23 protein-coding genes and 1 tRNA gene are annotated in these 26,447 nt (G+C 64.6%); 13 read left to right on the top strand and 11 right to left on the bottom strand.

Annotated elements, in window-relative coordinates; translation table 11 throughout:
• The first annotated feature begins 18 nt into the window (after positions 1–18).
• The 3 genes from IVB12_RS17670 to IVB12_RS17660 are packed head-to-tail and all read left to right on the top strand — an operon-like array spanning position 19 to position 4,544.
• On the top strand, positions 19–1,623 hold the full coding sequence (locus tag IVB12_RS17670; RefSeq protein WP_247300844.1) for a carboxyl transferase domain-containing protein: 1,605 nt from the start codon (positions 19–21) through the stop codon (positions 1,621–1,623).
• Positions 1,624–1,627: 4 nt separating this feature from the next.
• On the top strand, positions 1,628–3,631 hold the full coding sequence (locus IVB12_RS17665) for an acetyl/propionyl/methylcrotonyl-CoA carboxylase subunit alpha (RefSeq protein WP_247300843.1): 2,004 nt from the start codon (positions 1,628–1,630) through the stop codon (positions 3,629–3,631).
• A gap of 1 nt (position 3,632) precedes the next feature.
• Positions 3,633–4,544, top strand: coding sequence for a hydroxymethylglutaryl-CoA lyase (locus IVB12_RS17660; protein ID WP_247300842.1), 912 nt, complete (start codon positions 3,633–3,635; stop codon positions 4,542–4,544).
• A 6-nt stretch (positions 4,545–4,550) separates the two neighbouring features.
• On the opposite strand, the gene IVB12_RS17655 is transcribed toward IVB12_RS17660, so the two are convergent.
• The 4 genes from IVB12_RS17655 to IVB12_RS17640 all read right to left on the bottom strand — a co-directional run bounded on the left by IVB12_RS17655 (position 4,551) and on the right by IVB12_RS17640 (position 8,434).
• Complete coding sequence (locus IVB12_RS17655; RefSeq protein WP_247300841.1) at positions 4,551–5,477, bottom strand: dihydrodipicolinate synthase family protein; 927 nt, start codon at positions 5,475–5,477, stop codon at positions 4,551–4,553.
• Between the two features lie 76 nt (positions 5,478–5,553).
• On the bottom strand, positions 5,554–6,537 hold the full coding sequence (locus IVB12_RS17650; protein ID WP_247300840.1) for a TRAP transporter substrate-binding protein: 984 nt from the start codon (positions 6,535–6,537) through the stop codon (positions 5,554–5,556).
• A 23-nt stretch (positions 6,538–6,560) separates the two neighbouring features.
• A complete protein-coding gene (locus IVB12_RS17645; protein ID WP_247300839.1) occupies positions 6,561–7,826 on the bottom strand; it encodes a TRAP transporter large permease in 1,266 nt (421 codons plus the stop codon).
• The gene (locus IVB12_RS17640) at positions 7,826–8,434 is read right to left on the bottom strand and encodes a TRAP transporter small permease (RefSeq protein ID WP_247300857.1); all 609 of its coding nucleotides are present in this window, start codon (positions 8,432–8,434) and stop codon (positions 7,826–7,828) included. The genes IVB12_RS17645 and IVB12_RS17640 overlap by 1 nt, the downstream gene beginning before the upstream one ends.
• 225 nt (positions 8,435–8,659) lie before the next feature.
• Between IVB12_RS17640 and IVB12_RS17635 the strand changes: the two genes are divergently transcribed.
• The gene (locus IVB12_RS17635) at positions 8,660–9,349 is read left to right on the top strand and encodes a GntR family transcriptional regulator (protein WP_247300838.1); all 690 of its coding nucleotides are present in this window, start codon (positions 8,660–8,662) and stop codon (positions 9,347–9,349) included.
• 134 nt (positions 9,350–9,483) lie between these two features.
• On the opposite strand, the gene IVB12_RS17630 is transcribed toward IVB12_RS17635, so the two are convergent.
• From IVB12_RS17630 to dctP, 3 genes are read right to left on the bottom strand one after another with little or no spacing between them, the layout of a single operon-like run.
• Positions 9,484–10,842, bottom strand: a complete 1,359-nt coding sequence (locus IVB12_RS17630) for a TRAP transporter large permease (protein ID WP_247300837.1) — start codon at positions 10,840–10,842, stop codon at positions 9,484–9,486.
• Positions 10,839–11,393: a TRAP transporter small permease gene (locus IVB12_RS17625; protein ID WP_247300836.1), complete on the bottom strand. Its 555-nt coding sequence runs from the start codon at positions 11,391–11,393 to the stop codon at positions 10,839–10,841. The genes IVB12_RS17630 and IVB12_RS17625 overlap by 4 nt, the downstream gene beginning before the upstream one ends.
• Positions 11,390–12,412, bottom strand: a complete 1,023-nt coding sequence (gene dctP / locus IVB12_RS17620) for a TRAP transporter substrate-binding protein DctP (RefSeq protein WP_247281042.1) — start codon at positions 12,410–12,412, stop codon at positions 11,390–11,392. Before dctP ends, IVB12_RS17625 begins: the two co-directional genes overlap by 4 nt.
• Before the next feature lie 323 nt (positions 12,413–12,735).
• Here dctP and IVB12_RS17615 point away from each other — a divergent pair, with 323 nt between their 5' ends.
• Positions 12,736–12,978 carry a pentapeptide MXKDX repeat protein gene (locus IVB12_RS17615; RefSeq protein ID WP_247300835.1) on the top strand — a complete coding sequence of 81 codons (243 nt, stop codon included), beginning with the start codon at positions 12,736–12,738 and terminating at the stop codon, positions 12,976–12,978.
• A 157-nt stretch (positions 12,979–13,135) separates the two neighbouring features.
• On the opposite strand, the gene IVB12_RS17610 is transcribed toward IVB12_RS17615, so the two are convergent.
• Positions 13,136–13,483, bottom strand: a complete 348-nt coding sequence (locus IVB12_RS17610; RefSeq protein WP_247300834.1) for a DUF6481 family protein — start codon at positions 13,481–13,483, stop codon at positions 13,136–13,138.
• A gap of 263 nt (positions 13,484–13,746) precedes the next feature.
• On the opposite strand from IVB12_RS17610, the gene IVB12_RS17605 reads away from it, so the two are divergent.
• The 3 genes from IVB12_RS17605 to IVB12_RS17595 all read left to right on the top strand — a co-directional run bounded on the left by IVB12_RS17605 (position 13,747) and on the right by IVB12_RS17595 (position 15,215).
• Positions 13,747–13,974: a hypothetical protein gene (locus IVB12_RS17605; RefSeq protein WP_247300833.1), complete on the top strand. Its 228-nt coding sequence runs from the start codon at positions 13,747–13,749 to the stop codon at positions 13,972–13,974.
• A 76-nt stretch (positions 13,975–14,050) separates the two neighbouring features.
• Positions 14,051–14,263, top strand: coding sequence for a hypothetical protein (locus tag IVB12_RS17600; protein WP_247281046.1), 213 nt, complete (start codon positions 14,051–14,053; stop codon positions 14,261–14,263).
• 196 nt (positions 14,264–14,459) lie between these two features.
• Entirely contained in the window at positions 14,460–15,215 is a 756-nt protein-coding gene (locus IVB12_RS17595) for a hypothetical protein (RefSeq protein ID WP_247300832.1), read from the top strand.
• Between the two features lie 260 nt (positions 15,216–15,475).
• On the opposite strand, the gene IVB12_RS17590 is transcribed toward IVB12_RS17595, so the two are convergent.
• Entirely contained in the window at positions 15,476–15,637 is a 162-nt protein-coding gene (locus IVB12_RS17590; RefSeq protein WP_247300831.1) for a hypothetical protein, read from the bottom strand.
• A gap of 245 nt (positions 15,638–15,882) precedes the next feature.
• On the opposite strand from IVB12_RS17590, the gene IVB12_RS17585 reads away from it, so the two are divergent.
• Positions 15,883–16,071, top strand: a complete 189-nt coding sequence (locus tag IVB12_RS17585) for a hypothetical protein (protein WP_247281049.1) — start codon at positions 15,883–15,885, stop codon at positions 16,069–16,071.
• A gap of 244 nt (positions 16,072–16,315) precedes the next feature.
• The gene (locus IVB12_RS17580) at positions 16,316–16,534 is read left to right on the top strand and encodes a hypothetical protein (RefSeq protein ID WP_247300830.1); all 219 of its coding nucleotides are present in this window, start codon (positions 16,316–16,318) and stop codon (positions 16,532–16,534) included.
• A gap of 428 nt (positions 16,535–16,962) precedes the next feature.
• Here the strand turns inward: IVB12_RS17580 and IVB12_RS17575 are convergent, their stop codons facing one another.
• Positions 16,963–17,190, bottom strand: coding sequence for a DUF2171 domain-containing protein (locus tag IVB12_RS17575; RefSeq protein WP_247300829.1), 228 nt, complete (start codon positions 17,188–17,190; stop codon positions 16,963–16,965).
• A 124-nt stretch (positions 17,191–17,314) separates the two neighbouring features.
• Here IVB12_RS17575 and IVB12_RS17570 point away from each other — a divergent pair, with 124 nt between their 5' ends.
• Positions 17,315–18,598 carry a hypothetical protein gene (locus tag IVB12_RS17570; RefSeq protein ID WP_247300856.1) on the top strand — a complete coding sequence of 428 codons (1,284 nt, stop codon included), beginning with the start codon at positions 17,315–17,317 and terminating at the stop codon, positions 18,596–18,598.
• Between the two features lie 54 nt (positions 18,599–18,652).
• Here the strand turns inward: IVB12_RS17570 and IVB12_RS17565 are convergent.
• Positions 18,653–18,729 (bottom strand) — tRNA-Arg (locus IVB12_RS17565).
• 288 nt (positions 18,730–19,017) lie between these two features.
• Here IVB12_RS17565 and IVB12_RS17560 point away from each other — a divergent pair.
• Together IVB12_RS17560 and pbpC are read left to right on the top strand one after the other, a co-directional pair.
• On the top strand, positions 19,018–24,222 hold the full coding sequence (locus IVB12_RS17560) for an alpha-2-macroglobulin (protein ID WP_247300828.1): 5,205 nt from the start codon (positions 19,018–19,020) through the stop codon (positions 24,220–24,222).
• Between the two features lie 144 nt (positions 24,223–24,366).
• A complete protein-coding gene (gene pbpC / locus IVB12_RS17555; RefSeq protein WP_247300855.1) occupies positions 24,367–26,421 on the top strand; it encodes a penicillin-binding protein 1C in 2,055 nt (684 codons plus the stop codon).
• Positions 26,422–26,447: the final 26 nt, after the last annotated feature.

The raw sequence follows: 26,447 nt of genomic DNA, 5'->3' as shown, positions 1-26,447 counted from the left end.
CACCTCATTGGAATCATCATGCCGCTCCATTCCAGCATCGATCCGTCTTCATCAGACTTCGCGCGCAATTCCGAGGCCATGCGCACCCTCGTCGCGGACTTGCGTGAAAAGCTGAGTCAGGTCGCCGGCGGCGGCGGTGAGGCGTCGCGCAACCGCCACACCGCACGCGGCAAGATGCTGGCGCGCCAGCGCGTCGACCTGCTTGTCGATCCCGGGACGTCATTCCTAGAGCTGTCGCCGCTCGCGGCCTATGGCCTCTATGGCGGCGACGTGCATTCGGCGAGCGTCGTCACCGGGGTGGGGCGCATCTCGGGCCGCGAATGCGTGATCGTCGCCAATGACGCCACCATCAAGGGCGGCACCTACTATCCGATGACGGTGAAGAAGCATCTGCGTGCGCAGGACATCGCGCGGCAGAACAACCTTCCTTGCGTCTACATGGTCGATTCCGGCGGCGCCTTCCTGCCGCTCCAGGACGAGATCTTTCCGGATGAGCGGCATTTCGGCCGCATCTTCTACAACCAGGCGCAGATGTCCTCGGCTGGCATTCCGCAGATCGCGATCGTGATGGGCTCCTGCACCGCCGGCGGCGCCTATGTTCCAGCGATGTCGGACGAGAGCATCATCGTTCGCAATCAAGGCACCATCTTCCTCGGCGGTCCGCCACTGGTGAAGGCTGCGACTGGCGAAGTCGTGAGTGCGGAGGAGCTCGGCGGCGCCGACGTGCACTCGCGGCAGTCCGGCGTGACCGACCAGTATGCACAGAATGATGCACACGCGATCGGCATCGCCCGGCGCATTGTCGGCACCTTGAAGCCACCGACGCGGCCGAACCTCAACATGCATGCGCCGCGCGAACCGCTGTTCGCGGCGGAGGAGATCTACGGCGTGGTCCCGGTCGACGGCCGGAAGCCGTTCGATGTGCGCGACATCATCGCCCGCATCGTCGACGGCTCCGAGTTCGACGAGTTCAAGAAGCTGTACGGCACGACGCTGGTGTGCGGCTTCGCTCATATATGGGGCTATCCGGTCGGAATCATCGCCAACAACGGCATCCTGTTCAGCGAGAGCTCGCTCAAGGGCGCACATTTCATCGAACTGTGCTGCCAGCGTGGCATCCCGCTGGTTTTCCTGCAGAACATCACGGGCTTCATGGTCGGCAAGAAATACGAGGCCGGCGGCATCGCGCGCGACGGCGCCAAGCTGGTGACGGCGGTTGCGACCGCTTCGGTGCCGAAATTCACCGTCGTGATCGGGGGCTCCTATGGCGCCGGCAATTACGGCATGTGCGGCCGCGCCTACTCGCCGCGCTTCCTGTGGATGTGGCCGAACGCGCGCATTTCGGTGATGGGCGGCGAGCAGGCCTCGATGGTGCTGAGCCAGGTCCGGCGCGACAATATCGAGGCCAAGGGTGATAGCTGGTCCAAGGAAGAGGAAGAGAAATTCCGTAGCCCCATCCGCGCGCAATATGAGAGCCAGGGGCATCCCTATTACGCGACCGCGCGCCTCTGGGACGACGGCGTGATCGATCCGGCCGACACGCGGCTGGTGCTTGGGCTCGGCCTCTCGGCGGCGTCGAATGCGCCGATCGAGCCGACGAAATTCGGCCTGTTCAGGATGTGATGCGATGGACCGCTCAAAGCTCTACCGGCGATTTCGCACGCTCCTGATCGCCAACCGCGGCGAGATCGCCTGCCGCGTCATCCGCACTGCGCGGGCCATGGGCCTGCGCACGGTCGCGGTCTATTCCGAGGCCGATCGCGACGCGATGCATGTCGGGCTCGCCGACGAGGCCGTGCTGCTCGGGCCGGCGCGGGCACGCGACAGCTATCTCAATGTCGAGCGGCTGATCGAGGCCGCGCGCAAGACCGGGGCGGAAGCGGTGCATCCCGGCTACGGCTTTCTGTCGGAGAATGCAGAATTCGCGCGGGCCTGCCTCGATGCGGGCCTTGTCTTCGTCGGGCCAACCGCCGAGATGATGAATGCGATGGGCTCGAAATCCGGCTCCAAGGCGCTGATGGAGAAGGCTGGCGTGCCGCTGGTGCCCGGCTATCACGGCGAAGCCCAGGACGAAGTGACGCTTTCGAAGGCTGCGGACAGGATCGGCTTCCCCATCCTGATGAAGGCGTCGGCCGGCGGCGGCGGCCGCGGTATGAGGATCGTGCGCTCGGCGGCCGAACTCGGGCCTGCGATCGTCAGCGCCAAACGCGAGGCCAAGGCTGCGTTCGGCGACGACCGCATGCTGATCGAGAAATATGTCGACAATCCCCGGCACATCGAGGTGCAGGTGATCGGCGACAGCCACGGCAATCTCTTGTCGCTGTTCGAGCGCGAGTGCACGCTCCAGCGCCGGCACCAGAAGGTGATCGAGGAGGCACCGTCGCCGACGCTCAATCCTGCCCAACGCGAGACCGTCTGCGCCGCCGCGCGAAAGGCGGCGGGCGCGGTCAAGTATGTCGGGGCGGGTACGATCGAGTTCGTCTCCGACGGCAAGGACGTGTTCTTCATCGAGATGAACACGCGCCTCCAGGTCGAGCATCCCGTGACCGAGCTGATCACCGGAATCGACCTCGTCGAATGGCAGCTCCGCGTCGCCTTCGGCGAGGCGCTGCCTTTGAAGCAGGACGAGATCCGGCTCAACGGCCATGCGGTCGAGGCGCGCATCTATGCGGAAAATCCAACCAAGAATTTCATGCCATCGGTCGGCAGGATCTCGACCTGGCGTTTGCCGGCCGAGACCGGCGGACTGCGCATCGATGCCGGCTATCGCGAGGGCGACAGCGTGTCGCCTTATTACGATGCGATGCTCGCAAAAATGATCGCGTGGGCGCCGACGCGGGACGTCGCGATCGAGCGGCTCAACCGGGGGCTGGAGGAGTCCGACGTCCGCGGCATCATCACCAACATTCCATTCCTGTCGGCGCTGATGACGCATCCAAAAGTGCGGACCAATGCGATCGACACCGGCTTCATCGAGCGCGAGCTGGCGGTGCTGACGCAGGTCGCGCCGGCGCCCGGCGAGCTCGAGCTATGCGCGGCGGTGGCTACAATCGTCAACGACGAACGGCAAGCAGCGCAGGCGGATGCGAATTCGCCCTGGCAGACCTTCGGCTGGCAGCCGGTCGGCTGCCGCCAGCGCATCTTCGCCTTTCGCGTCGGCCATGGGCCAGAGCAGAAGATTACGCTGAACTACGGGAGCGGCGCCTCGACGCTGGTGATCGGCGAACGCGAGCTGGCGTTCGCGATTGCGCCGCGCGACGGCGGATTCGATCTGACGCTTGATGGCTTGAAATCTGCCGTTGCGGCCGTGATTGACGGCCATGAGCTGTATTTGCGCACGCGCAACGGCCGCTTCGATCTGCACTGGGTCGATCCGTTCGGCGGCGAGAGCGAAGAGCATGCCGGCGAGGACAAGATCGCGGCGCCGTTGCCGGGTACCGTCGTCGCCGTGCTGGCGGAGGAGGGCGCCAAGCTCGACAAGGGCGCGCCGATCCTCACGCTCGAAGTGATGAAAATGGAGCAGACGCTGCGCGCGCCCTATGCCGGCGTGCTGAAGTCCGTCAAATGCAAGGTCGGCGACATCGTGCAGGAGGGGGTCGAACTCGCTGTGGTCGAGCCTTCGGGAGAGTGAGATGAGCGACCAAATCCGGTTCATCGAGATGGGGCCACGCGACGGCCTTCAGAACGAGAAGACGGCCGTCAGTGTCGGGTCCCGTATCGCCTTCATCGAGGCGCTGGTCGCGGCTGGCCTCACCACAGTCGAGGTCGGCGCTTTCGTCTCGCCCAAAGCGATCCCGCAAATGGCAAGCTCGGACGCCGTGCTGCGCGGCGTCAGCCATGTGCAGGGCGCCGAATTCCATGTGCTGGTGCCGAACGAGAAGGGCTATGACGCCGCGCGGGCTGCGGGCGCAAAGGTCGTTTCGGTGTTCGCGGCAGCTTCGGAAGGCTTTTCGCGCGCCAACATCAATTGCTCGGTCGCGGACTCCATCGAGCGGTTCAAGCCGGTGCTCGCGCGCGCCAAAGCCGATGGCGTCAAAGTGCGTGGCTATATCTCCTGCGTGCTGGGCTGCCCGTTCGACGGCGAGATCAAGCCGAAGGCGGTCGCCGATCTCGCCAACACGCTATGGGAGCTCGGCTGCTACGAGATCTCGCTCGGCGACACAATCGGCGTCGGCACGCCAAGCAAGGCAAGGGAGATGCTGCGCGCAGTTGCCGCCAACATTCCTCCCGCCAATCTCGCAATGCATTTCCACGACACCTACGGCCAGGCCCTCGCCAATGTCTATGCCGGGATGGAGGAGGGCGTCCGCGTCATCGACGCCGCCGCGGGCGGCCTCGGCGGCTGCCCCTACGCCCCCGGAGCAACTGGCAATGTCGCGACCGAGGACGTCGTCTACATGCTCGAAGGTATGGGCATCAGGACCGGCATCGATATGGACCGGCTGCTGGCGGCGACCAACGAGATGAGTGCCGCGCTGGGCAAGCCGCCAGTGAGCCGCGTGGCGTCCGCGCTGAACGCCAAGCGGAGGCGCGCGGCGACTTAAGGCCGCTTACGCCGCCTTCAGGCCCACATCCGGAAGGCGCGGCCGGTTCTTGAGCGCCTTGGCCATCATGGCCTCGACCTCTGCCTTCTCTTGCGGCAGCAGCGCCAGACGCGGCGGGCGCGTCAGCGCGGTGCCGCGGCCCATGATGTGCTCGCACAGTTTGATGCACTGGACGAGGTCCGGGCGTGCATCCAGATGCAACAGCGGCATGAACCATTCGTAGAGCGGCATCGCCTCGGCATAACGCCCTGCCTTGGCGAGACGGAACAGCGTCTCGCCCTCGCGCGGGAAGGCGTTCGACATGCCGGAGACCCAGCCAACCGCGCCCATGGCGACGCTCTCGACGATGACGTCGTCAAGACCTGCGAACAACACGAAGCGGTCGCCGACCATGTTGCGGGTGTCGATGAACCGTCGCGTGTCGCCGGACGAGTCCTTGAAGCAGACGACGGTGTCGACATCGGCGAGCGAGGCCAGGATGTCCGGGGTGACGTCGTTCTTGTAGATTGGCGGATTGTTGTAGAGCATCACCGGCAGGTCGGTGGCACTGGCAACGGCGCGGAAATGCGCAGCCGTCTCGTGCGGCTTGGACGAATAGACCAGCGCCGGCATCACCATCACACCGTCGATACCGGCGCGCGCGGCTTCCTTGGCGGTCTCGACTGCAAACGCCGTGGTGAATTCGGCGATGCCGCACAGCACGGGCACACGGCCGGCCGCAACCGACTTCGCGGCCTCCATGATCGCGACCTTCTCCTTGCGCTCCAGCGAGGTGTTTTCGCCGACCGAGCCGCAGACGATCAGACCGGAAACGCCGTCGCGGATCAGCCCATCCATGACCTTGGCTGTCGCATCGATATTGAGCGACAGGTCGTCGTTGAACTGCGTGGTAACGGCCGGGAAGACGCCTTCCCAGGAAATGCGTGGGCTCATTGCTTGGCTCCGGATTGGAATAGTATCGGCGGATGGTTCAATCCGCCGGGCGTTGACGGTGAGGACGAGAGTGGGATCAGAGCGTCGCGCCGACCTTGCGCAGCTCGGCGAGGACAGGGGCTTTTGGCAGCCAGATCTTATCGAACTCGGCAATCACGGCCTCGGTGTCCTTGGCGTCGACCTGGCGGATCGGGATCGGCGCGTTCTTGAAGTTCTCGATCAGCGCGGGCTCATTGCCGGCGAGCTCGTCGATCTGCACATCCAGCGTCGACTTGATCGTCTTCGTGATCAGCTCGCGGTCGGCCGCGGGGAGCGACTGCCAGACCCGGCCCGAGACGACCGCCGCCATCGGCATGAAGACGGCATTCATCTGGAGGATCACTTTCGACACCTTGTCGAAGCGCTGGTTCCAGGAGAATTCGAGATCGGCCTCGAGGCCGTCGACCTGGCCGTTCGCCATGGCGTCGAACACCTGCGGCGTCGGGATCGGAGTCGGCGCAGCGCCCAGCGAGGAATAGAAATCACGATAGACCGGCGTCGGATTGATGCGCAGCTTCATGCCGCGAATGTCGGCCAGCGTATTCAGATCCTTGGAGGAGAACACGGCGCGCATGCCGGTGATGCCCCAGCCGAGTCCGATCGTTCCGGTCTCCTGCGGCAGCACTTCGAACAGCTTCACCGCCGCCGGATGCCGCACGAATTTCGCGACCGCAGGCGTCGAGCGGACGATATAGGGCGCATTGATCGCGGCGATGTGCGGCACGCGCGAGCCGAGCTCGGCGGCCTGGATGAAGCCCATGTCGAGCGCGCCGGATTGCAATTGCTGCATCATCGCGGGTTCGTTGCCGAGCTGCCCGGAGTGGAACACGCTGACGGTCAAGCGGCCGCTCGTGGCCGCCTTGAGATCTTCGCCGAATTTGAGGGCGGCCTTGTTCCAGGAATGGCCGTTGGGCGTGATCAGGCCGAGCCGGAATTCCTTGGGTTGCGCGAGCGCCAGTGACGGCGCGAACACCGATACGGCGGCACTGGCGGCCAGAAAGCGGCGACGTGAAAGCGGCATGGTCGGGCTCCTTTCGGATGGGCCTATTTGACGAGGATCAGCGAGAGCGACGGATAGAGCGAGAGCAGCACGAGGAGGACGCAGGAGATGACGAAGAAGGGCAGCGTCACCATGAACATCTTGCCCGGCTTGGCACCGGTGACAGCGGCCGCGACGAAGAAGCAAAGTCCGACCGGCGGCGACAGCAGGCCGAGCACGAGGTTGATCACCACCACGACGCCGAAATGCCGGGGGTCGATGTGATAGACGTCGGTCGCGACCGGCAGCAGGATCGGTACCGTCATGATCAGGCCGGGAATGCCGTCGATCACCGTGCCGATCACCAGCAGGATGACGTTGCAGATCAGCATGAAGCTGACCGGGTCCTTGGCGGCCGTCTGGATCCAGGCGGCAGTCTCCTGCGGCACCTTGCCGAAGATCAGGACCCAGGAGAACACCGCCGCGGCTGCCACCAGGAACAGCACGATTGCCGAGTAGATGGCGCTGCGCAGCATCATCTGCGGCAGCTGGGAAAATTCGAACTCCTTGGTCCAGAATTTTCCGACCAGTGCTGCTGCGACAGCCCCGACGGCAGCGGATTCGGTCGCATTGGCGAGGCCGCCGAGAATGGTGCCGACGATGACGATGGGGATAAGCAGCGTCGGAGACGTCCGCAGGATCGTCATGATGCGCTGACGCGGCGTCTGATAGTCTGCGCGGGGATAGTTGTAGACATAGCCCATCAGCGCGATGACGAGGCAGAACATCACGGTGAGGATGACGCCAGGCACGATGCCGGCGATCAGCATGTCGCTGACCGAGACCTGCGCGAGCACGCTATAGACCACGAACATCACCGATGGCGGGATGATCGGGCCGAGCATGCCGCCATAGGCGGTGAGTCCCGCGGCGAAGGTCTTGTCGTAGCCCTTCTTCTCCATCTCCGGCACCATGATCTGGGCCATGATCGCGACCTGCGCAGTCGCAGAGCCCAGGATCGACGAGATGAACATGTTGGCGAGGATGTTGACGTAGGCGAGCCCGCCCTTGAACGAGCCGACGAACGCCATCGCCATGTCGACGATGCGCCTTGTGATGCCGCCGCCATTCATGATCTCGCCGATCAGGATGAAGAGCGGAATGGCGATCAGGCCGTAGCTGTCGACGCCGCCGAAAAGCTGGAGCGGGTAAGACTGGAACAGCACGGGATTGCCGGATGCGGCGATGTAGACGAGGCCGGCGAGGCACAGGCAGAGGCCGATCGGCACGCCGACCAGCATGAAAGCCATGAAGGCCGCTGACGTGATCATCAGTTGACCCCGTCCAGCTCGGAGAGCTGAAAGCCCTCTGGCGAGGTGCGCGGGACCAGCTCGAGATCTTCCAGCAAATTGGCGAGGCCGTGAATGGTCATCGACACCGCGAAGATCGGCAGCGTCAGATACAGCACCCACGTCGGCCAGTTCAGCGTCTGGGTGTGCTCGGTGTAGAGGAAGTTGAAGGTCTCGGCGGCGAGCTTGCGCCCATCGAAGCCGGCGCGGGCGAGACCAATCGGGTCCATCCAAAGCACGCAGGTGACGATTAGTGCGGCGCCGAACACGACCACGAGGCCGGTCGAGATTACTTTGGCGAGCTTCTGGTGCGGCGCTGAAAGACGCTCCGTCAGCATCGTCACCGCGAAGTCGAGCCGCAGCCGGGTCATTGCGGAGGCGCCGATGAAGGTCAGCCAGACCACGCAATAGACGGCGGATTCGTCGATCCAGTAGATCGGGAAATGCGAGTACCGGGTGACGACGTTCACCAGGATCAATCCGGTGAGCAGGTACATGAGTCCCATCAGCGCGAGGCGCTCGACCGCGAGCAGGCTGCTGGACGCGCGGACGATCATGCGTCGAACGCTGAATGCGCGTGTGGGCAGCATCGTCTGTTCGATCATGGAGGCCCAACCTCGAGATTTGTCGTGCTATCGGCAAATGTATAATTTATACATTTGCGCTGTCAAACGGAGATTGCGGTCACTTCGGCGGCAGGACGCGCTTTTGCTGGGCACTGGCTTTTGCTGGACTCTAGCTTTCGCTGAAGCCTTCAACATGCAAGAGAGGGACCGCTTCGGCCGGATGAATCGCGAAGGAAGACAGAAGGTCAGATGAAACAGCCTCTGAAGCATCGCACGCTGTCGGCTGCGATCGTCGACCAGCTCAGGCAGGCGATCCTCGACGGCACCTATCCGGCGGGATCGCAGCTGCGCCAAGATGCGCTTGGCGAGGCTTATGGCGTCAGCCGCATCCCGGTGCGGGAGGCGCTGTTTCAGCTGGAGGCGGAAGGGCTGGTGCGCATCGTGCCGCAGAAGGGCGCCATCGTCTCCGAGCTGTCGCTGGACGAGATCAACGACGTATTCGATTTGCGCCGCATCCTGGAGCCGAGATTGCTGGCGCAGTCGGCGCCACGTTTCACTGTTGATGATTTCGACGGGCTCGACGACATCCAGAAGAGTTTTGAGAGGGCGATCAAGGCGCGCAACGTCAGCGAATGGGGGCAGCTCAATGCCGACTTCCACATGGCGCTCTACGTTCATGCGCCTCAGCCGCGCACAAGAGCCATCGTGCTGTCACTGCTCCAGACCAGCGACCGCTACACCCGCTTGCAGCTCTCCAACACCAAGGCGATGGGGATCGCCGAGAAGGAGCACGCCCATCTGATCGCGCTCTGCCGCGCACGGAAGGTCGATGAGGCCTGCCGCTTCCTGGAGCGGCACATCGAAGCCGTTCGTAAGGATCTGTTGCAGGTGGTGGCCGGCAGCGCGATCGCGCCGAAGTCACGGAAGGAGAAATCGTAGGGTAGCCAACCGCGCAGCGCCGTGCCCACGATCTGTCCATGATCGCGACAGAAGTGGTGGGCATGCTTCCGCCTTCGCTCTTCGAGCTACGGCGGACAAGTCGCTTTGCCCGCCCGACGGCAGTTCGGTTCCCTCTACCTGCTCCCGTCCGGCCCCATCACGAGATCCGGCAGCCAGGTCGAGATCTCCGGCACGAGGCACAGCAGCAGCACTGCGAACATCATCAGCAGCACGAAGGGCAGCGTGCCCCAGATCACCTCGCGCAAGGGGATGTCGGGCGCGACGTTGCGGATGACGAAGATGTTGAGGCCAACCGGCGGGTGGATCAGGCCCATCTCCATCACGATGGTCATGACCACGCCGAACCAGATGATGTCGAAATCGGCGGCGCGGAGCGGCGGCAGGATGATCGGCGCCGTCATCAGGATGATCGAGACCGGCGGCAGGAAGAAGCCGAGCACCACGACCATGACGAGGATCGCGAACAGCAGCTCCCAGCGCGGCAGGTGCATCGCGACGATCGATTCAGCGACCGATTGCGAGATGTGCAGATAGCTCATCACGTAGGAATAGAGCAACGACATGCCGATGATCATCATCAGCATGGTCGATTCCCGGATCGTCGACCGCATGATCGGAGCGAGATCGCTCGGCCGCCACACGCTGTAGATCGCTGCGATCAGCGCCAGCGCCAAGAGGCCGCCGAGACCGGCGGTTTCCGACGGCGTGGCGTAGCCGCCATAGAGCGCGATCATGACGCCCGTGAGCAGCAGCACGAAGGGGATCACCCGCGGCAGCACGCTGAAGCGTTCGGCGAGCGTATACTCGTCGCGCCGCAGGATCGCAGCTTCCGCGCCGCCGTTCTTGTAGATCGCTTCGGCGGCGGCATATTCCCGGCGGAAGCGGATCACGGCATAGGCGCCGAACAGCGAGACCAGCAAGAGGCCGGGCCCGATGCCGGCGAGGAACAGCCGCCCGAGCGACTTTTCGGCGGCGACGGCGAACAGGATCATGGTGATCGAGGGCGGCAGCAGAATGCCGAGCGTGCCGCCGGCAGCGATGATGCCGGCAGCAAAGCCGCCGGAATAGCCGCGTTTGCGCATCTCGGGGATGCCGGCCGAGCCGATCGCCGAGCAGGTCGCGGGCGAGGAGCCCGCCATCGCCGCAAATAGCGCGCAGGCGAAGACGTTGGCAACGCCAAGGCCGCCCGGGACCCGATGCAGCCAGGCATGCAGCGCCGAATAGAGATCCTGGCCGGCGCGCGACTTGCCGATCGCGGCACCCTTGAGGATGAAGAGCGGGATCGACAAGAGCGTGATCGAGGCCATTTCCTCGTAGACGTTCTGCGTCACCGTATCGAGCGAAGCGGCGGGCATGTAGATGCCCATGAACACGACTGCGACCGCGCCAAGCGCGAACGCAATCGGCATGCCCGAAAACATCACGAGCAGCGTCGCGATGCCATAGGCGAGGCCGATACCAAAGACGCTCATGGCCGCCGGGCTCCGGTGAAGGGCAGCGCAAGCTGCACGAGGATCTGGATGCAGAGCAGGCTCATGCCGAGCGCCATCAGCGAATAAGGAATGGCGAGGGGCGGGGACCACATCGAGTTCGAGACCTGACCGTCGACATAGGCTTCATGGGCCAGGGTCCAGGACTTCCAGGTGAAGAAGGCGCAGAACAGGAACGTTGCGGCGTCGACCAGCCAGAGCCGGACCTTGTTCGCGAACGGCGAGAGCAGGCCGACGAAGGCCTCGATGCCGATGTGGCCGCGGTTCTGCTGCACATAAGCCGCCGTCATGAAGGTGGCGCCGACCAGCAGGAACACGGCGGCCTCGTCCTGCCAGTAATTGGCGGCCTTGAACAGCGCGCGGCTGAGCACGCTGTAGCTCAGGATCGTACAGGCCGCGACCAGCGCGATCGCGGCGAACACGACGATGATGCTGTTGAGGACGGCGAGGCCACGATCGATCGCCGCCGCAAGGCCTGTTCTTGCGGCAGCGTTCGGCAGGTCATCACGATCCGGAAGCGGACCGTGGCTCATGCCGCGACGTCGGTGGCGAGCTTGAGCAGGTTCGCAGCAGTCGCGGTCTTGGCGCTGTAGTCCTTCCAGGCGGTGTCGCGGGCGATGTCGCGCCACTTGCCGACGGTCGCGGCGTCGAGCGCCGAGACCTTGGCGCCGGCTTTCTCGTAGACCTTGGCGACCTCGACGTCGTCGTCCTGCGCGCCCTTGCGGCCGAAGGCTTCGAGCTCGGTGCCGACCGCGAGCAGGATGTCCTGATGGTTCTTGGGCAGCTTGTCGAAGATCGCCTTCGACATCATCAGCGGTTCGAGCATGAACCAATAGGAGGTGCCGGCCCCTGATGTCAGCGACTTCGCGACCTCTTCGAGACGGAACGAGATCAGGCTGGTGGACGAGGTGATGCCGGCATCGCAGGCGCCGGTCTGCATCGCGGCGTAGATTTCGTTCGATGGCACCGATAGCACCGAGGCGCCGGCGGTCTGGAGCACCATGTCCATCTCGCGCGAGCCGCCGCGTACCTTCAGGCCCTTGGCGTCTTCAGGCGCGACGATCGGCTTGGAGCGGCTGGCGACGCCGCCGGCCTGCCAGACCCAGGTGAGCAGAATGATGCCCTTGTCGGCGAGGAAGTCGGTCAGCGCCTTTCCGACCGGTTCTTTCTTCCAGCGCAAGCCCTGGTCGTAGGTGGTCACGAGGCCGGGCATCAGGCCGATATTGGTCTCCGGCAGCTCGCCGCCGGCATAGGGCATCGGATAGAGGCTGATATCGAGGGCGCCCTTGCGCATCGCGGAGAACTGCGCGTTGGTCTTGATGAGCGAGGAGTTCGGATAGATTTCAGCGGCGATGTCGCCATTGCTGCGCTTGGCGACTTCGGCGGCGAACATGCGGCAGAGCCGGTCGCGGAAATCGCCTTTGTCGATGGTGCCACCTGGGAACTGGTGCGAGATCTTCAGCGTGGTGGCGGCCTGCGCCGTCCCGGTGCCGAAGCGAAGAATGGCGGGTGCGGCGACGGCGGTCGCGAGCAGATGACGGCGCGTGAGCATGGTGTGATCCCCTTGGGCGGTTCTTTGCACGGTTCTTGTTTGGCGTGAATTTGGGTCCGGGTTTTCGAGCCCGGCGCGTAGGCCCATCCTAGCCGGTCTTACACCCGATGATCTCTCATCTGATAGTTCGAGACCGAATGCCGCGGCAAGTGCCGGTCGTGCTGCGCTGCACACTTTCGATCTGCGTGGGACTACGCCAGACGAAGGACGGCAGCGGGCCCGCAGAAATTTATCGGCCGGCGCGTAACAACACCACGTGGCACTCCGTCGACAGGAAAGCGGCATCCGTCGCTGACAAACACCATCTCGAGGGAAGACTGCTCATGACCATTCGCACCCGCATCGTGCTCGGCGTTTCGGCTGCCGCCCTGTCGCTCGGCCTCGCGCTGATGCCTGCCGCCTTTGCTCTGGACAAGATGGGCAAGGACGAGGGCATGATGAAGAAGGACACCATGTCCAAGGACGGCATGAAGAAGGATACCATGTCCAAGGACGAGGGCATGAAGAAGGATCACATGTCGAAAGACGGCATGAAGAAAGACGACGGGATGATGAAGAAGAATTGATCATCCGCGGTCGTCGCGAAGCGCCTCGCCGAGGCGAAGGCGCGCTTCGGATGCCCTCCGCAATCGACCATCGGGGCGGCGGATTCGCGCGCTCCGGTGGGCCATCTCGATGGGAGAAGTGAACTGAGGCGTGCCTCAGTTCAATTTGGTTTGAACGCTACTTCCGCTTGGACTTGCGGGCCGCGTAGCGGGCGTCGCGCTTTGCCTTCTGCTCGGCCTCGAGCGCCGCCATCCTTTCGGCGGCTTCCTGAGCCTCGCGTGCAATCCGCGCGGCCTCGGCTGCCTTCGCCTCTTCCTCGCGGCGCCTCTGCTCAGCCTTCTCCGCCTCGCGCGCGGCCTTTGCCTCGGCGCGCTTCGCTGCGAGAGCCTCGCGCTCGGCACGCTTCGCCGCAACCGCGGGATCATCCGGCCCGGGTTGGGATTTGAATTTGTTCAAAAGATTTTTGCGTGCGTCCTGCGCCGCCTTCTGACGGTCTGCGAAACCGGGTTCCCTGAATCCACTCATCGACCAGCCTTGTCTTCCTCGCTTTCGATCCTACATCACTGCCTGTTGGTACGTCGGCTGGGCATAGCAGGCGCCACGCGACGCACATGCGTGTACATCGACGCGCGTCGCAACGCCACCCAAATCGCAGCCGATCAGGTCAACGAAAAATCGCCTCCCGACGATCTCTCGTAGCCCGGAAAAACTGCCGAATTGTGATGTCCCTCATAAGGGAGCACGCGGAGCGGCGCCTAGCGTCCGCCCCAACGAGACGGAGCACGGGCATGACGATCTTCCGACTGAGCCTGAAGGCGCTCGGAGCTGCCTTCGTGGTGGGGGCGCTGGCCGGTGCGGCGTTGCTGCTAGCTCGTCCGCAGCCGATCGAGAGCGCCGTGTTGGGCACCGATTGGGAGTGCACCCGGACCGCATTCGTGCTCACCACCTGTGCACCGCGGACGACGCCGGCGGTTGAGACCTCGCGCAAGGATGCAATCCGGCCGACCCGGGGCTGAACTGGATAGGACGATCGGGATGTGACGCCACGTCGCAGAGGTGCTAAAGGCGCCTTGCCGACCGAATCTGGTAGCCATGTCCAAGCCCGAATCGGGCCCGAAGCCCAAATCCTCGCAAAAGTCCCCATCCGGCGACAACCGCCGCGGCGCGGTCGCCGGCTTGATTATTGCGATCGTAATCCTGGGCGTCGGCTGGTGGCTCGCGCGTGATCTCACGGCCGCCAGCAAGATGCAGGACTGCCTGATGTCAGGGCGGAGCAACTGCAACGTGATCGAGCCGGCGCGCTAGGAGCGGTCCGGCGCGCAGCGCTGCAGCCCTTTCGGGCCACAAATTGCTCTGATCTTAATCATTTTTAACGGGACTTGGCCGATCAAGCAGGTCAGTTATGTCAGCCGGCATCAGCTCGGCGTGAGAGAATCGTCTATCGCGCCAGGAACCACGGCAATTGAGCACGGCAATCGAGAGAGTAGGGGGTCAAACAGGCATGAGTGCGTCCAGCCGCATGAAGATCATCATTCCCTTGGTTTCGGCCATGTCGTTGCTCGCGCTGTCGGCGCAGGCGCAGGAGGCCAGACCGCCGAAGGAGGCCGGCCAACAGCCGGCAGGGTCGCGAGCCAGCGCGCCGCCCCAGGACAATCAGACCATGCGCAGGGGGCCTCCGCCGCAGCAGGCGGCCCGCCCCGCGCCGCAGCCTTCCGGTCAGCCTCATGCAGGTCCCGGCTCGCACAATGCCGGCGGCCCGCCCGGGCGCAATTATGCCCGCGGCCCCGCACCGGCGCGCGATTGGGGCGGTCACGCTTATCGCGGCAACAGCGCCTGGGAGGGCGGACGCTGGCGCCACGAGGTCCGCAACGGCCGCTCCGGCTGGTGGTGGGATGTCGGCGGCGTCTGGTATTATTATCCGCAGCGCATGGCCGGACCGCCGGCCTACATCTCCGAGGAGTATATCGACGACGTGCCGGTGGCTTACGCGCCGCCGCCGGTGGCGTACGCGCCTCCGCCGCCAGCCGATCCCGGTGCAAGCGCGCTGGGCGGCGCCATCGTCGGTGGCGTGCTGGGCGGCCTGCTCTCCGGCAACGCAACGGGGGCTGCCGCAGGCGCGGTTCTCGGCGGGGCGACCGGCGCGATCGCCGGCGCTACGGCCGCCTCGCAACCCGGCTACTATCTGGCTCAGGGCGTTTGCTACTACCGCTATCCCAACGGTCAGTATGTGCAGGCCGATCCCCGCGCATGCTACTGAGTTTTCCCAGCCGGATTTGAAGCAAAGAGGCGGGCTCTGGCCCGCATCAGCGCTGCGCTCGCTGGCACTCACGCAAGTCTCGAAAGAAAACGTCGGGACGATTCGCCGGGTTTAGCTCATGCTGGATTCCATCCAGATCAGCATGGCGTGGGGGCATGATCGTTTGCGGCGGGATCAAGCTCTCGTAGGTGCTGCATTACCTGTTCTAGCGCACCATCGGCGGCGGCTCCCCAGCGGGCTAACCAAATCGCCTTTGCGCTTCAAGATACCAGCCAGTTGAAGAACGCCATCGCGGCCCAGACCAGACCGCCGATCCAGGCCAGCATTACGATGGTGATGGTGCCGAGATAGGCGATGCCGAGCAGGGCGGACCTTTGTCGTTGGGTCGGGACGACCACCTCGGCTGCTGCTTTGTGTGTCATGACCGGACCATCCTGCCCTCTGCGCTGGTGCAAGCGCTCGCGCCCAGGGAGCGCTGATTAGTGTTTATCGGAGATGCCGTCCGCAGCCTGTGAGGCAATTCACAGACCACGAATTACACACCAGTCTGAATGAATCTTGGCCCTGGCGTCACGATGCCTGCATGCGTCGAAGCGATCTCCGGAGTCTCACGTGACAATTCCGCCAGACGCCGGCGTTTCTCCGCAATGATACGGACGAAATTGCCATGCGCTTGTCCAGATCGGCCGGTTATACGGTCGGCATCATGTGCAGCAAGTACGATCCACAGCACGAGGCCGAGGCCGCGATGAAGCGGGCCGCTGCGTCCGAAGGCGCCGATCGGCAGCGCCTGATCCAGTTGGCCCTGGCTTGGCATCAGCTCGCCCGCGACCGGCGTGAGGAGCGGACGGATTAGCCGCATTCCCGCCGACAGCCCCTTCCGTGGCAAGAAAAACCCCGTGCTCGGGGGACAAGCACGGGGTTCTTCAAAGCCGACCGGGGCTGGTAGGTCGGCACCACCTGTTTCGACAGATGCAACGTGCCGGTGGTGATCTCGTTCCATGACGCGCAGAAATTTATCGCGCCGTCGCCCGCCGGCTTGCGCGGTCCACCTCGGCTCAGATCTCGGAACATTCGATCCGCAGCAGCGTTGGCCGGCCATGACCGGCCCCGAATTGCGCGCACAGTCCTTCGAGATCGCCTGGAGATATCTCAACCAATCCGGTCTGCTAACCGGTGAACCCAAGGATTCAGCCCGCTTCATCCTGAACAGGATCGACCGCATGATGCTGCGCGGCGAGCGGCGCAGACTGCTGCTGTCAAACGCCGCGATCGATGCCTACCGGCTGCGGCCTCTGCTCGTGACGCTGGATGCATGATCGATACGCGGCCGGGTGCGTCTGGTCGCCTCCACGCGTCCAGGCTCGAACGGCGAAGGCCAGTTGATGGTGACCAACCGCGACATCCGTCAGAGAAGCTTGCACAACTTCGAGGCGCTTCGCGATTCCGCCCGGGCTCACGTCCACGGCAGCGTCGATCGCCAAAAATGCCATGGCGGTGGCGGCAACCCCGGATGTGATGGCGATTCTTGTCCAATCGGATGGCGGCATCGCAATAACCTTCGACAGCTCTTTTGCATGCCGGATAGGTAGGGCTCTGCTGTCCGCTGGACAGGCCTGCGCACGCTTTCTTGAAGTGCGACAGATTTGCGAAGTTTGCTGCTTAGCGATGTTGCGCTCGACACGAATCGGCGAACCCCGAAACGGGTCCGTGAACACGGAAAAAGCCCCCGAAGGGGCTTGCTGTGTTATGCCGCTTCCGTCTTCGGCACGGCATCGGCGTTCACCGACAGCTTGACGACATCGCCTTCGACGGCGCCGACATATTTCCTGTCGATGTAGTGATGGTGGTCCTTGTGACCTTCGGGACTGTCCTTCCGGGTCAGCTTGATGCGGTTGCCCTCGACGCGGTCGACGGTGCCGACATGGGCGCCGTCCTTGCCGATGATTTTCATGTGCTCTCTGATATCAGCCATATGGTCCTCCTTGCACAGTCGTTAACTGCGAAGAGCGGCCTTCGTTGCAGGCCGCGCGGGCAGATACTGGACCCAACCCAGGGCGCAGGCGTTGAATTGCGGATGGCACATGTCCAAGATCCGCATGGAGACGCTTGAAGCCTATCTGGAACGAAAGCATCAGGAACTCAGGCTATTGAATGATTGTCTGAGAAACCGGCTCGATTTGGCACGTCCGCGAACTGTCGACGAAGTCGTCAGGTCCAAATTCCAGATCACTGCGGCGCTGAGGGCGGAGCATGAGCTGCATGAGTGGAAGGCGACGGAGACGGCCTGGTCGCACACGGCCGATCCCGCCAGCGGGCCGTTCCAGTTCAGTTATGACTACCAGCGGGCCGATCTTAGCGTACGCGGTCCTTCGTTCTATGAGCTCGCGTGCGGCTGCACGAGCGAGACGATCTATACCGCGTCAGGCATGGCCGCGATCTCCGCTGTGCTCCTCGCTTCCGCACAGATCATCGACAAGGCTGACATCCTGGTGCTCCCGAGCAGCTACGGCGAAACGCTGGAGCTGATCCGGAGCTTTGTCCCGAACCTGCAACTCGTCGGCTTGAAGCCGCCGCTGGGCGATGCGTTTGCCCGGGGGAATTCTCCGCAAATCCTGTTGCTCGATTCCTGCTCCTTTGCCGGCGCTTTCGAGGCGGCGCTCCGCATTGACGGCTCGGGGCTCGATCTCCTCGTCTTCGACACGACCTGTTTCGCCGGCAGATCCGGGCGGATCAGACGCGTCCTGCGATGGGCCCGCCGACACGGAATTCCGCTGGTGCTGGTGCGAAGCCACAACAAGCTCGATTCGCTCGGAGCGGAATATGGCCGGCTCGGCTCGGCGGTTTTCGTCTATGGCAAAGAGCACGAGCAGCGGGCAGGGCGCCTTGACTGCAAAGGGCTCGCCGCCGCAACGCGTAACGCGGTACGGCTGCTCGGCGGCGCGGCGTTGCCGGCACACTTCCCGCCGTTTGCGGGCAGTGCGACCTACTGGGCTCTGACGAAAAGGCGCGTTGCGGCGATCTTGCGCAACGGACGAAGCACGGCCCGATATTTTGCCGCAAGGCTCCCGGCGCTGTCGGCCGAGCTTCATTTCACCCACGGCCTCTACGTCACGCTTCGGAGCAGGCGTCCGCTCGACGAGGCGAGCGCGCGGCGGGCCGCCGAAGACATGAGCAACGAACTGCGCGCCGAGGGTTTTCCCATCCGTCACGCCGGCAGCTTCGGCTTCGACTTCGCCGCCACCGAGTGGTTTCACGATGCGACCACGGACCAGTATAGCGTCCGGGTGGCCATTCCCGATCTTCCGACGGAGCTGTGGAATGATCTGGCCGCGGCCATTGCGTCGTGGTGGCGGGCGCATCAGGCCGAGGTTGGAAGATGAACGCGGCTGTGGCGCCGCTGGGGGCGATCTAGATTAGCCCGTTGTAGCGTCGATTGGCGATCCCGGCAGGACTCGAACCTGCAACCCGCGGAGTAGAAATCCGCTACTCTATCCAGTTGAGCTACGGGACCGTCTTCAGCCGCCCCGGTTTTGGGGGCCGGCTGTTCACCTCCATGCCAATAGGAAAAATCTGGCGTTTCGCCAAGTCTGAACCGAACCGTTTTCCTCAGAGCGGCGACAAAGCGGAACGGTGGCGTGTCAGGGTGCCGGGTCGAGCGGCAGCGCGACGGACTATGGATCACATCTCCGGATGGCGAATGCGACGATTTGCACCTTTGTTCCATCGCCTTGAGTCCGTCACCTTTCCGCGCACTTCATTTGCCGCCGCGGCGCTCGTCCGCGATTTCCGGGAGTCCCTCATGATCGGTCTGATCCGCGCCGTCACACTCTGCGCCACGCTGGCGCTCGGCCTTGGCGCAGCGCAAGGAGCCGACAAGGCGTTCAAGCGCGACGATCTTGCCGATTCCGCGATCAAGCTGGAAACTCAGATCAAGAGCGAGGCGGGACCGGTCGCCAAGTCCATTGCGACGCTGCGCACCGACGCCGACGCCGCCTTCCGGCGCAACGACTATCGCACCGGTCTTTCGGTGCTCGGGCAGATCGCGGCGACCACGCCGGAGGATGCCGGCAACTGGCTGCGGCTCGCCAGGGTCATCTTCCAGATCTCCCCAAAGAGCTCGAGCGAGCAGACGTTCCTCTGGGAGCGTGCCTCGACCGCCGCCTACATCGCCTATATGCGCGCCGGCAATCCGAGCGAGGAGGCCGACGCCCTCGCCGCGCTCGGCAAGTCGCTGGCCGAACGCAAGCTGTGGCGGCCGGCGCTGGATGCGATGCGGCTGTCGCTGGACATGCGCGAGGTCGCCGACGTCCGCGGCCTGTATGAAAAGCTGCGCGACGAGCATGGTTTTCGGCTGCTCGACTATACCGTGGACTCGGATTCGGCGAGCCCGCGCGCCTGCTTCCAGTTCTCGGAAGAGCTGGCCAAGCGGACCGACTTCGCGCCGTTCCTGGCGTTGGCCGGCACCGACAAGCCGGCGCTATCGGCCGAGGGTAAGCAGCTCTGCGTCGACGGTCTGAAGCATGGCGAGCGCTACAACATCAACCTGCGCGCCGGGCTGCCGTCGGCCGTGAAGGAGGGCCTGCCGAAATCGGCCGAATTTAATGTCTATGTGCGCGACCGCAAACCCTTCGTGCGCTTCACCAGCCGCGCCTATGTACTGCCGAGGACCGGTCAGCGCGGCATTCCCGTGGTCAGCGTCAACACGCCCGCCGTCAGCATCAACGTGTTCCGGATCGGCGACCGCAACCTGATCAACACGGTCGTCGACAGCGACTTCCAGAAAACGTTGTCGAAATATCAGCTCACCGATCTCGGCGACGAGCGCGGTGTCAAGGTCTGGTCCGGCGAGCTCGCGACCGCGACGACGCTGAACCAGGACGTCACCACCGCATTCCCGGTCGATCAGGCGCTCGGCGAGCTTCAGCCTGGCGTGTACGTCATGACTGCCGCGGCCAAGGGGCCAGGCTCCGACAATGATTACCAGCTCGCGACGCAATGGTTCATCGTCTCCGATCTCGGCGTGTCGGCCTATTCCGGCAACGACGGCATCCACGTCTTCGTCAACTCGCTGGCTTCGACCGATCCGGTCGGCAAGGCCGAGGTGCGGCTGGTTGCCCGCAACAACGAGATCTTGGCTACCCGCAAGACTGATGACAGCGGCCACGTGCTGTTTGAGGCGGGGCTCGCGCGCGGTGAGGGCGGGCTGTCGCCGGCGCTGCTGACCGTAACTGGCGATAACGCCGATTATGCCTTCCTCAGCCTCAAGACGAGCGCCTTCGACCTTTCCGACCGCGGCGTTTCGGGCCGCGTGGTCCCGGCCGGCGCCGACGCCTTCGTCTATGCCGAGCGCGGCGTCTACCGTTCCAGCGAAACCGTCTATCTCACTGCGCTCTTGCGCGACGGGCAGGGCAATGCCGTGACCGGCGGGCCGCTCACGCTGGTGATCGAGCGTCCCGACGGCGTCGAATTCCGCCGCGCCGTGCTGTCCGACCAGGGCGCCGGCGGCCGCACGCTGGCCGTGCCGCTCAACTCGGCCGTCCCGACCGGGACCTGGCGGGCGCGCGCCTTCACCGATCCGAAGGGCGCCTCGGTCGGCGAGACCACCTTCATGGTCGAGGATTACGTCCCCGATCGGATCGAATTCGACTTGTCCGCCAAGGACAAGCTGATCAAAGCTAATGCTCCAGTGGAGCTGAAGGCGGACGGTCATTTCCTTTATGGCGCGCCGGCCTCGGGCCTTCAGCTCGAAGGCGACATGCTGGTCGCGCCTGCGAGCGAGCGTCCGGGCTTTGCCGGCTACCAGTTCGGCGTCGCCGACGAGGAGACCACCTCGAACGAGCGCACGCCGCTGGAGAACCTGCCCGAGGCCGACGCCAATGGCGTTGCGAGCTTCCCGGTGACGCTGGACAAGCAGCCGGCCTCGACCCGGCCGCAGGAGGCGCAGATCTTCGTCCGCATGGTCGAGACCGGCGGTCGCGCCGTCGAGCGCAAGCTGGTGCTGCCGATCGCGCCAGCGACCGCCATGATCGGCATCAAGCCGCTGTTCGGCGACAAGAATGTCGCCGAGGGCAACAAGGCCGAATTCGACGTTGTGTTCGTCTCGCCCGAGGGCAAGACGCTCCCCCGCGATGGCCTCCGCTACGAGCTCCTGAAGATGGAGTCGCGCTATCAGTGGTATCGCCAGAATAATTACTGGGAGTACGAGCCGGTCAAGTCGACCTCGCGCGTCGCCGACGGCGACGTCGTGATCGCCGCCGATAAGCCGTCGCGGATTTCGCTGACCCCCCAGCCCGGCCGCTATCGGCTCGATGTGAAGTCGAACGACGCTGACGGCCCGGTGACCTCCGTGCAGTTCGACGTCGGCTGGTACTCCGATGGCAGCGCCGACACGCCGGACCTGTTGGAGACCTCGATCGACAAGCCGCAATACGCCTCCGGCGACACCATGACGGTGTCGGTCAATGTGCGCAGCGCCGGCAAGCTGACCATCAACGTGCTCGGCGATCGCCTGCTGACGACGCAGACCATCGACGTCAAGGAAGGCACCGCGCAGGTCAAGCTTCCGATCGGCAGGGATTGGAGTACCGGCGCCTACGTCGTGGCGACGCTGCGCCGTCCGCTCGATGCGGCCGCCCAGCGCATGCCGGGCCGGGCGATCGGCCTGAAATGGTTCGGCATCGACAAGCAGACGCGCACGCTGCAAGTGAAGCTGACGCCGCCGGCGCTGATCCGGCCGAACTCGACGCTGAAAATCCCGGTCAAGTTCGACGGGCTTAATCCGGGCGAGGATGCCAAGGTCGTCATCGCCGCAGTCGATGTCGGCATCCTCAACCTCACCAATTACAAACCGCCGGCGCCGGATGATTACTATCTCGGCCAGCGTCGCCTCAGCGCCGAGATCCGCGATCTCTACGGGCAACTCATCGATGGCATGTCGGGCACCCGCGGCCAGATCAAGTCCGGCGGCGACGCCGGTGCGGGCGAGCTCCAGGGCTCGCCGCCCACGCAAAAACCTTTGGCCCTGTATTCAGGCATCGTCACGGTCGGCGCTGACGGCACCGCGGAAGTGAGCTTCGACATTCCGGAGTTCGCCGGCACCGCGCGGGTGATGGCGGTGGCGTGGACCGCCACGAAACTTGGTCGCGCCAACACCGATGTCGTGATCCGCGATCCCGTGGTGCTGACGGCGACCCTGCCGCGGTTCCTGCTCAATGGTGATCGCGGCACGGTCAATCTGGAGATCGACAATGTCGAGGGCCAGGCCGGCGACTATGTCCTCAACGTGAAGGCGGGCGGTCCGGTGAAGATGACTGGCAATCCCGCCACCACGGTCAAGCTTGCCGCCAAGCAGCGCAACGCGTTCTCGATGGCGATCGATGCAACGGCCGCGGGGCAGGCGACGCTCGACATCGACATCAAGGGACCGAACGGCCTTATGCTCGCGCGCCACTATGCGCTCGACGTCAAGGCGGCGACGCAGGTGTTGGCGCGGCGCTCGATCCGCACCCTGGCGAAGGGCGAAAGCCTGACGCTGACCGCGGATATGTTCTCCGATCTCGTGCCGGGCACCGGCAGCGTCTCGGTGTCGGCCAGCTTGTCGACCGCGCTCGATGCGGCGACGATCCTGAAAGCGCTCGACCGCTACCCCTATGGCTGCTCGGAGCAGATCACGAGCCGCGCGATGCCGTTGCTCTACGTCAATGACCTCGCCGCCGGGGCGCACCTCGCCATGGACAGCGAGGTCGACCAGCGCATCCGCGACGCCATCGAGCGGCTGTTGGCGCGCCAGGGTTCGAACGGCTCGTTCGGCCTGTGGTCGGCCGGGGGCGACGATGCCTGGCTGGATGCCTATGTGACGGACTTCCTGACCCGCGCCCGCGAGAAGGGCTTTGCGGTGCCGGACGTGCTGTTCAAGAATGCGCTCGACCGCATCCGCAACTCCGTCGTCAATGCCGACGAGCCTGAGAAAGACGGCGGCCGCGAGCTCGCCTATGGCCTCTACGTGCTCGCACGCAACGGCGCTGCTCCCATCGGAGACCTCCGCTATCTCGCCGACACCAAGCTCGCCAACCTTGCGACGCCGATTGCGAAGTCGCAGCTCGCGGCGGCGCTCGCGCTGGTCGGCGATCGTAACCGCGCGGAACGCGTCTATGGCGCCGCACTCGACAGCCTCGCGCCGAAGCCCGCACTCGAGTTCGGCCGCACCGACTACGGTTCGCAGCTCCGTGATGCTGCGGCGCTGGTCTCGCTCGCCAGTGAAGGAAACGCGCCGAAGGCGACGCTGACGCAGGCGGTGTCGCGGGTCGAGACCGCGCGCGGGCTCACGCCCTACACCTCCACGCAGGAGAATGCCTGGCTGGTATTGGCGGCGCGCGCGCTCGCCAAGGAGAACCTGTCGATGGAAGTCGACGGCCAGCCGGTGAAGACTGCGCTCTATCGCAGCTACAAGGCCGCGATGCTGGAGGGCAAGCCGCTGAAGATCACCAACACTGGCGATGCGCCGGTGCAGGCGGTGGTCTCGGTGTCGGGCTCGCCCGTGACGCCGGAGCCGGCGGCGTCGAACGGCTTCAAGATCGAGCGCAACTACTTCACTCTCGACGGCAAGCCGGCCGACATCAGCAAGGTCAAGCAGAACCAGCGCTTTGCGGTGGTGCTGAAGATCACCGAGGCCAAGCCCGAGTACGGCCACATCATGGTGTCGGACTATCTGCCGGCGGGCCTCGAGATCGACAATCCGAAGCTGGTCTCGTCCGGCGATAGCGGTACGCTGGACTGGATCGAGGACGGCGAGGAGCCCGAACATACCGAGTTCCGCGACGACCGCTTCACCGCGGCTATCGACCGCGCCTCGGACTCAAATTCGGTCTTCACAGTCGCCTATGTCGCGCGCGCAGTCTCGCCCGGCAAATACGTGCTACCGCAGGCCTATGTCGAGGACATGTATAATCCCTCGCGCTACGGCCGTACCGCGACGGGCACCGTCGAGGTGCGGACGGCGAAGTGAGGTTGTGAGGTGAGCGAAGCCGATAACGTATTTCGTCATTCCGGGGCGGTGCGCAGCACCGAACCCGGAATCTCGAGGTTCCGGGTCTGGTCCTTTGGACCATCCCGGAACGACGGCGGGAGAGCAGGGCGGGCGTCAACGCATATCATCTCCGCCCTCGCACTCACGCTCATTCTTGCCATCGCCGGTTTCGTCGGCTGGGTCTACTCCCTCGGTCCGCTACCACTCGACGAGGCGCGGCAGGTCTCGACCAGCATCGTCGACCGCAACGGCAAGCTGCTGCGCGCCTATGCCATGGCCGATGGGCGCTGGCGGCTGCCGGTCGATGCCAGGACGAATGTCGATCCGACCTATCTAAACCTGCTGCTGGCCTATGAGGACCAGCGCTTCTATGCGCATGACGGCATCGATCCGCTGGCGCTGGGCCGGGCCGCATTGCAGCTTGCAACGCGCGGCCACATCGTGTCGGGCGGCTCGACCATCACCATGCAGCTGGCGCGGCTGATGGAGCCGCGGCGACAGCGCTCGCTCTATGCCAAGCTGCGGCAGATGGTTCGCGCGATCGAGATCGAGCGGAGCTTGAGCAAGGACGAGATCCTCGACCTTTATCTCGCGCTCGCGCCTTACGGCGGCAATCTCGAAGGCATCCGTGCTGCGTCGATCGCCTATCTCGGCAAAGAGCCGAAGCGGCTCTCATTGGCCGAAGCTGCGCTGCTGGTGGCGCTGCCGCAATCGCCGGAGACGCGCCGGCTTGATCGGCATCCAGAGACAGCCCGCATTGCGCGTGATCGCGTGCTCGATCGCATGGTCTCGGAGCAACAGGTCAGCGCGGAGGATGCGAAGCAGGCCAAGGCTGTCGCCATTCCAAAGCTGCGCAGGCCGATGCCGATCCTGGCGCCGCACGCATCCGACACCGCGCTTTCCACGGCGAAGGACATGCCGGTCATCAGGCTGACGCTGGACGCGAACTTGCAGAAGGTGCTGGAGCCGCTGGCACGTGATCGCGCCATTGCGCTCGGGCCCAACATCTCGGTCGGCATCATCGTCGTCGACAATGAGAGCGGCGACGTGCTCGCCCGCGTCGGCTCGGCCGATTATTTCGACGAGAGCCGGGCAGGGCAGGTCGACATGACTCGCGCCATCCGCTCGCCGGGCTCGACGCTCAAGCCTTTCATTTACGGGCTCGCCTTCGAAGATGGCTTCGTGCATCCGGAGAGCCTGATCGACGACCGGCCGGTTCGCTTCGGCTCCTACGCGCCGGAAAATTTCGATATGACGTTCCAGGGCACAGTGCCCGTGAAGAAGGCGCTGCAATTGTCGCTGAACGTGCCCGCCATCGTGCTACTCGATCGCGTTGGCTCCAGCCGGCTGGCCTCGCGGCTGCGACAGGCTGGAGGCAACCTCGTGCTGCCCAAGGACGAGGCGCCGGGGCTTGCCATGGGTCTCGGCGGTGTCGGCATCACGCTCCAGGACCTCGTCCAGCTCTATACGGGTTTCGCCCGGCTCGGCACCACCAAGCCGCTGCGCGAGGTCATGACTGACAGAGATGATCGCGAGCCATTGCGGCTGCTCGATCAGGTCGCGGCCTGGCAGGTCGGCAACGTGCTTCTGGGCACACCGCCGCCCGAGAACGCCGCCCACAACCGGATCGCCTTCAAGACCGGCACCTCCTATGGCTATCGCGATGCCTGGTCGGTCGGGTTCGACGGCCGCATGACCATCGGCGTCTGGGTCGGCCGGCCCGACGGCGCGCCGGTTCCCGGCCTGATCGGGCGCGTCGCTGCCGCGCCGATCCTGTTCGACGCCTTCGCTCGAACCGGCAAGACCCTCGCTCCATTGCCGAAGCCGCCCAAGGGAACCCTGGTCGCCAGCAACACCAAGTTGCCGCTGCCGCTGAAGCGGTTCCGTCGCGTCGGGGAATTGGTACGCACCGGCGGCGAGCAGGCGCTACACATCCAGTTTCCGCTGAACGGCTCGCGGATCGACGTCGATCGATCGAGTGGTCGGGAGGGCGCGGCGATGCCGGTTAAGGTCGCCGGCGGCGTTCTGCCCATGACCGTCATGGTTAACGGAACCGCGCTTGGCGAGATCGACGGCCGTCGCCAGCGCCTGATCGATCCGCCCGGTCCAGGCTTTGCGCGGCTCACCGTCATCGATGCGACAGGCGCCGCGGACACAGTTGTCATTCGAATTCAATGACCCTGCCTCAAGCGGTTGTGGCGATG

The organism is Bradyrhizobium sp. 179, assembly GCF_023073535.1.
In the GTDB taxonomy this organism is placed as follows: Bacteria; Pseudomonadota; Alphaproteobacteria; order Rhizobiales; family Xanthobacteraceae; genus Bradyrhizobium.
Note: the sequence above shows the minus strand (reverse complement) of the source record. Positions and strands in the feature narration are given on the sequence as shown.

Coding starts and splice junctions, on each gene's coding strand:
- IVB12_RS17670 (WP_247300844.1), top strand. CDS start 19: ATGCCGCTCCATTCCAGCATCGATCCGTCTTCATCAGACTTCGCGCGC.
- IVB12_RS17665 (WP_247300843.1), top strand. CDS start 1,628: ATGGACCGCTCAAAGCTCTACCGGCGATTTCGCACGCTCCTGATCGCC.
- IVB12_RS17660 (WP_247300842.1), top strand. CDS start 3,633: ATGAGCGACCAAATCCGGTTCATCGAGATGGGGCCACGCGACGGCCTT.
- IVB12_RS17655 (WP_247300841.1), bottom strand. CDS start 5,477: ATGAGCCCACGCATTTCCTGGGAAGGCGTCTTCCCGGCCGTTACCACG.
- IVB12_RS17650 (WP_247300840.1), bottom strand. CDS start 6,537: ATGCCGCTTTCACGTCGCCGCTTTCTGGCCGCCAGTGCCGCCGTATCG.
- IVB12_RS17645 (WP_247300839.1), bottom strand. CDS start 7,826: ATGATCACGTCAGCGGCCTTCATGGCTTTCATGCTGGTCGGCGTGCCG.
- IVB12_RS17640 (WP_247300857.1), bottom strand. CDS start 8,434: ATGCTGCCCACACGCGCATTCAGCGTTCGACGCATGATCGTCCGCGCG.
- IVB12_RS17635 (WP_247300838.1), top strand. CDS start 8,660: ATGAAACAGCCTCTGAAGCATCGCACGCTGTCGGCTGCGATCGTCGAC.
- IVB12_RS17630 (WP_247300837.1), bottom strand. CDS start 10,842: ATGAGCGTCTTTGGTATCGGCCTCGCCTATGGCATCGCGACGCTGCTC.
- IVB12_RS17625 (WP_247300836.1), bottom strand. CDS start 11,393: ATGAGCCACGGTCCGCTTCCGGATCGTGATGACCTGCCGAACGCTGCC.
- dctP (WP_247281042.1), bottom strand. CDS start 12,412: ATGCTCACGCGCCGTCATCTGCTCGCGACCGCCGTCGCCGCACCCGCC.
- IVB12_RS17615 (WP_247300835.1), top strand. CDS start 12,736: ATGACCATTCGCACCCGCATCGTGCTCGGCGTTTCGGCTGCCGCCCTG.
- IVB12_RS17610 (WP_247300834.1), bottom strand. CDS start 13,483: ATGAGTGGATTCAGGGAACCCGGTTTCGCAGACCGTCAGAAGGCGGCG.
- IVB12_RS17605 (WP_247300833.1), top strand. CDS start 13,747: ATGACGATCTTCCGACTGAGCCTGAAGGCGCTCGGAGCTGCCTTCGTG.
- IVB12_RS17600 (WP_247281046.1), top strand. CDS start 14,051: ATGTCCAAGCCCGAATCGGGCCCGAAGCCCAAATCCTCGCAAAAGTCC.
- IVB12_RS17595 (WP_247300832.1), top strand. CDS start 14,460: ATGAGTGCGTCCAGCCGCATGAAGATCATCATTCCCTTGGTTTCGGCC.
- IVB12_RS17590 (WP_247300831.1), bottom strand. CDS start 15,637: ATGACACACAAAGCAGCAGCCGAGGTGGTCGTCCCGACCCAACGACAA.
- IVB12_RS17585 (WP_247281049.1), top strand. CDS start 15,883: ATGCGCTTGTCCAGATCGGCCGGTTATACGGTCGGCATCATGTGCAGC.
- IVB12_RS17580 (WP_247300830.1), top strand. CDS start 16,316: ATGACCGGCCCCGAATTGCGCGCACAGTCCTTCGAGATCGCCTGGAGA.
- IVB12_RS17575 (WP_247300829.1), bottom strand. CDS start 17,190: ATGGCTGATATCAGAGAGCACATGAAAATCATCGGCAAGGACGGCGCC.
- IVB12_RS17570 (WP_247300856.1), top strand. CDS start 17,315: ATGGAGACGCTTGAAGCCTATCTGGAACGAAAGCATCAGGAACTCAGG.
- IVB12_RS17560 (WP_247300828.1), top strand. CDS start 19,018: ATGATCGGTCTGATCCGCGCCGTCACACTCTGCGCCACGCTGGCGCTC.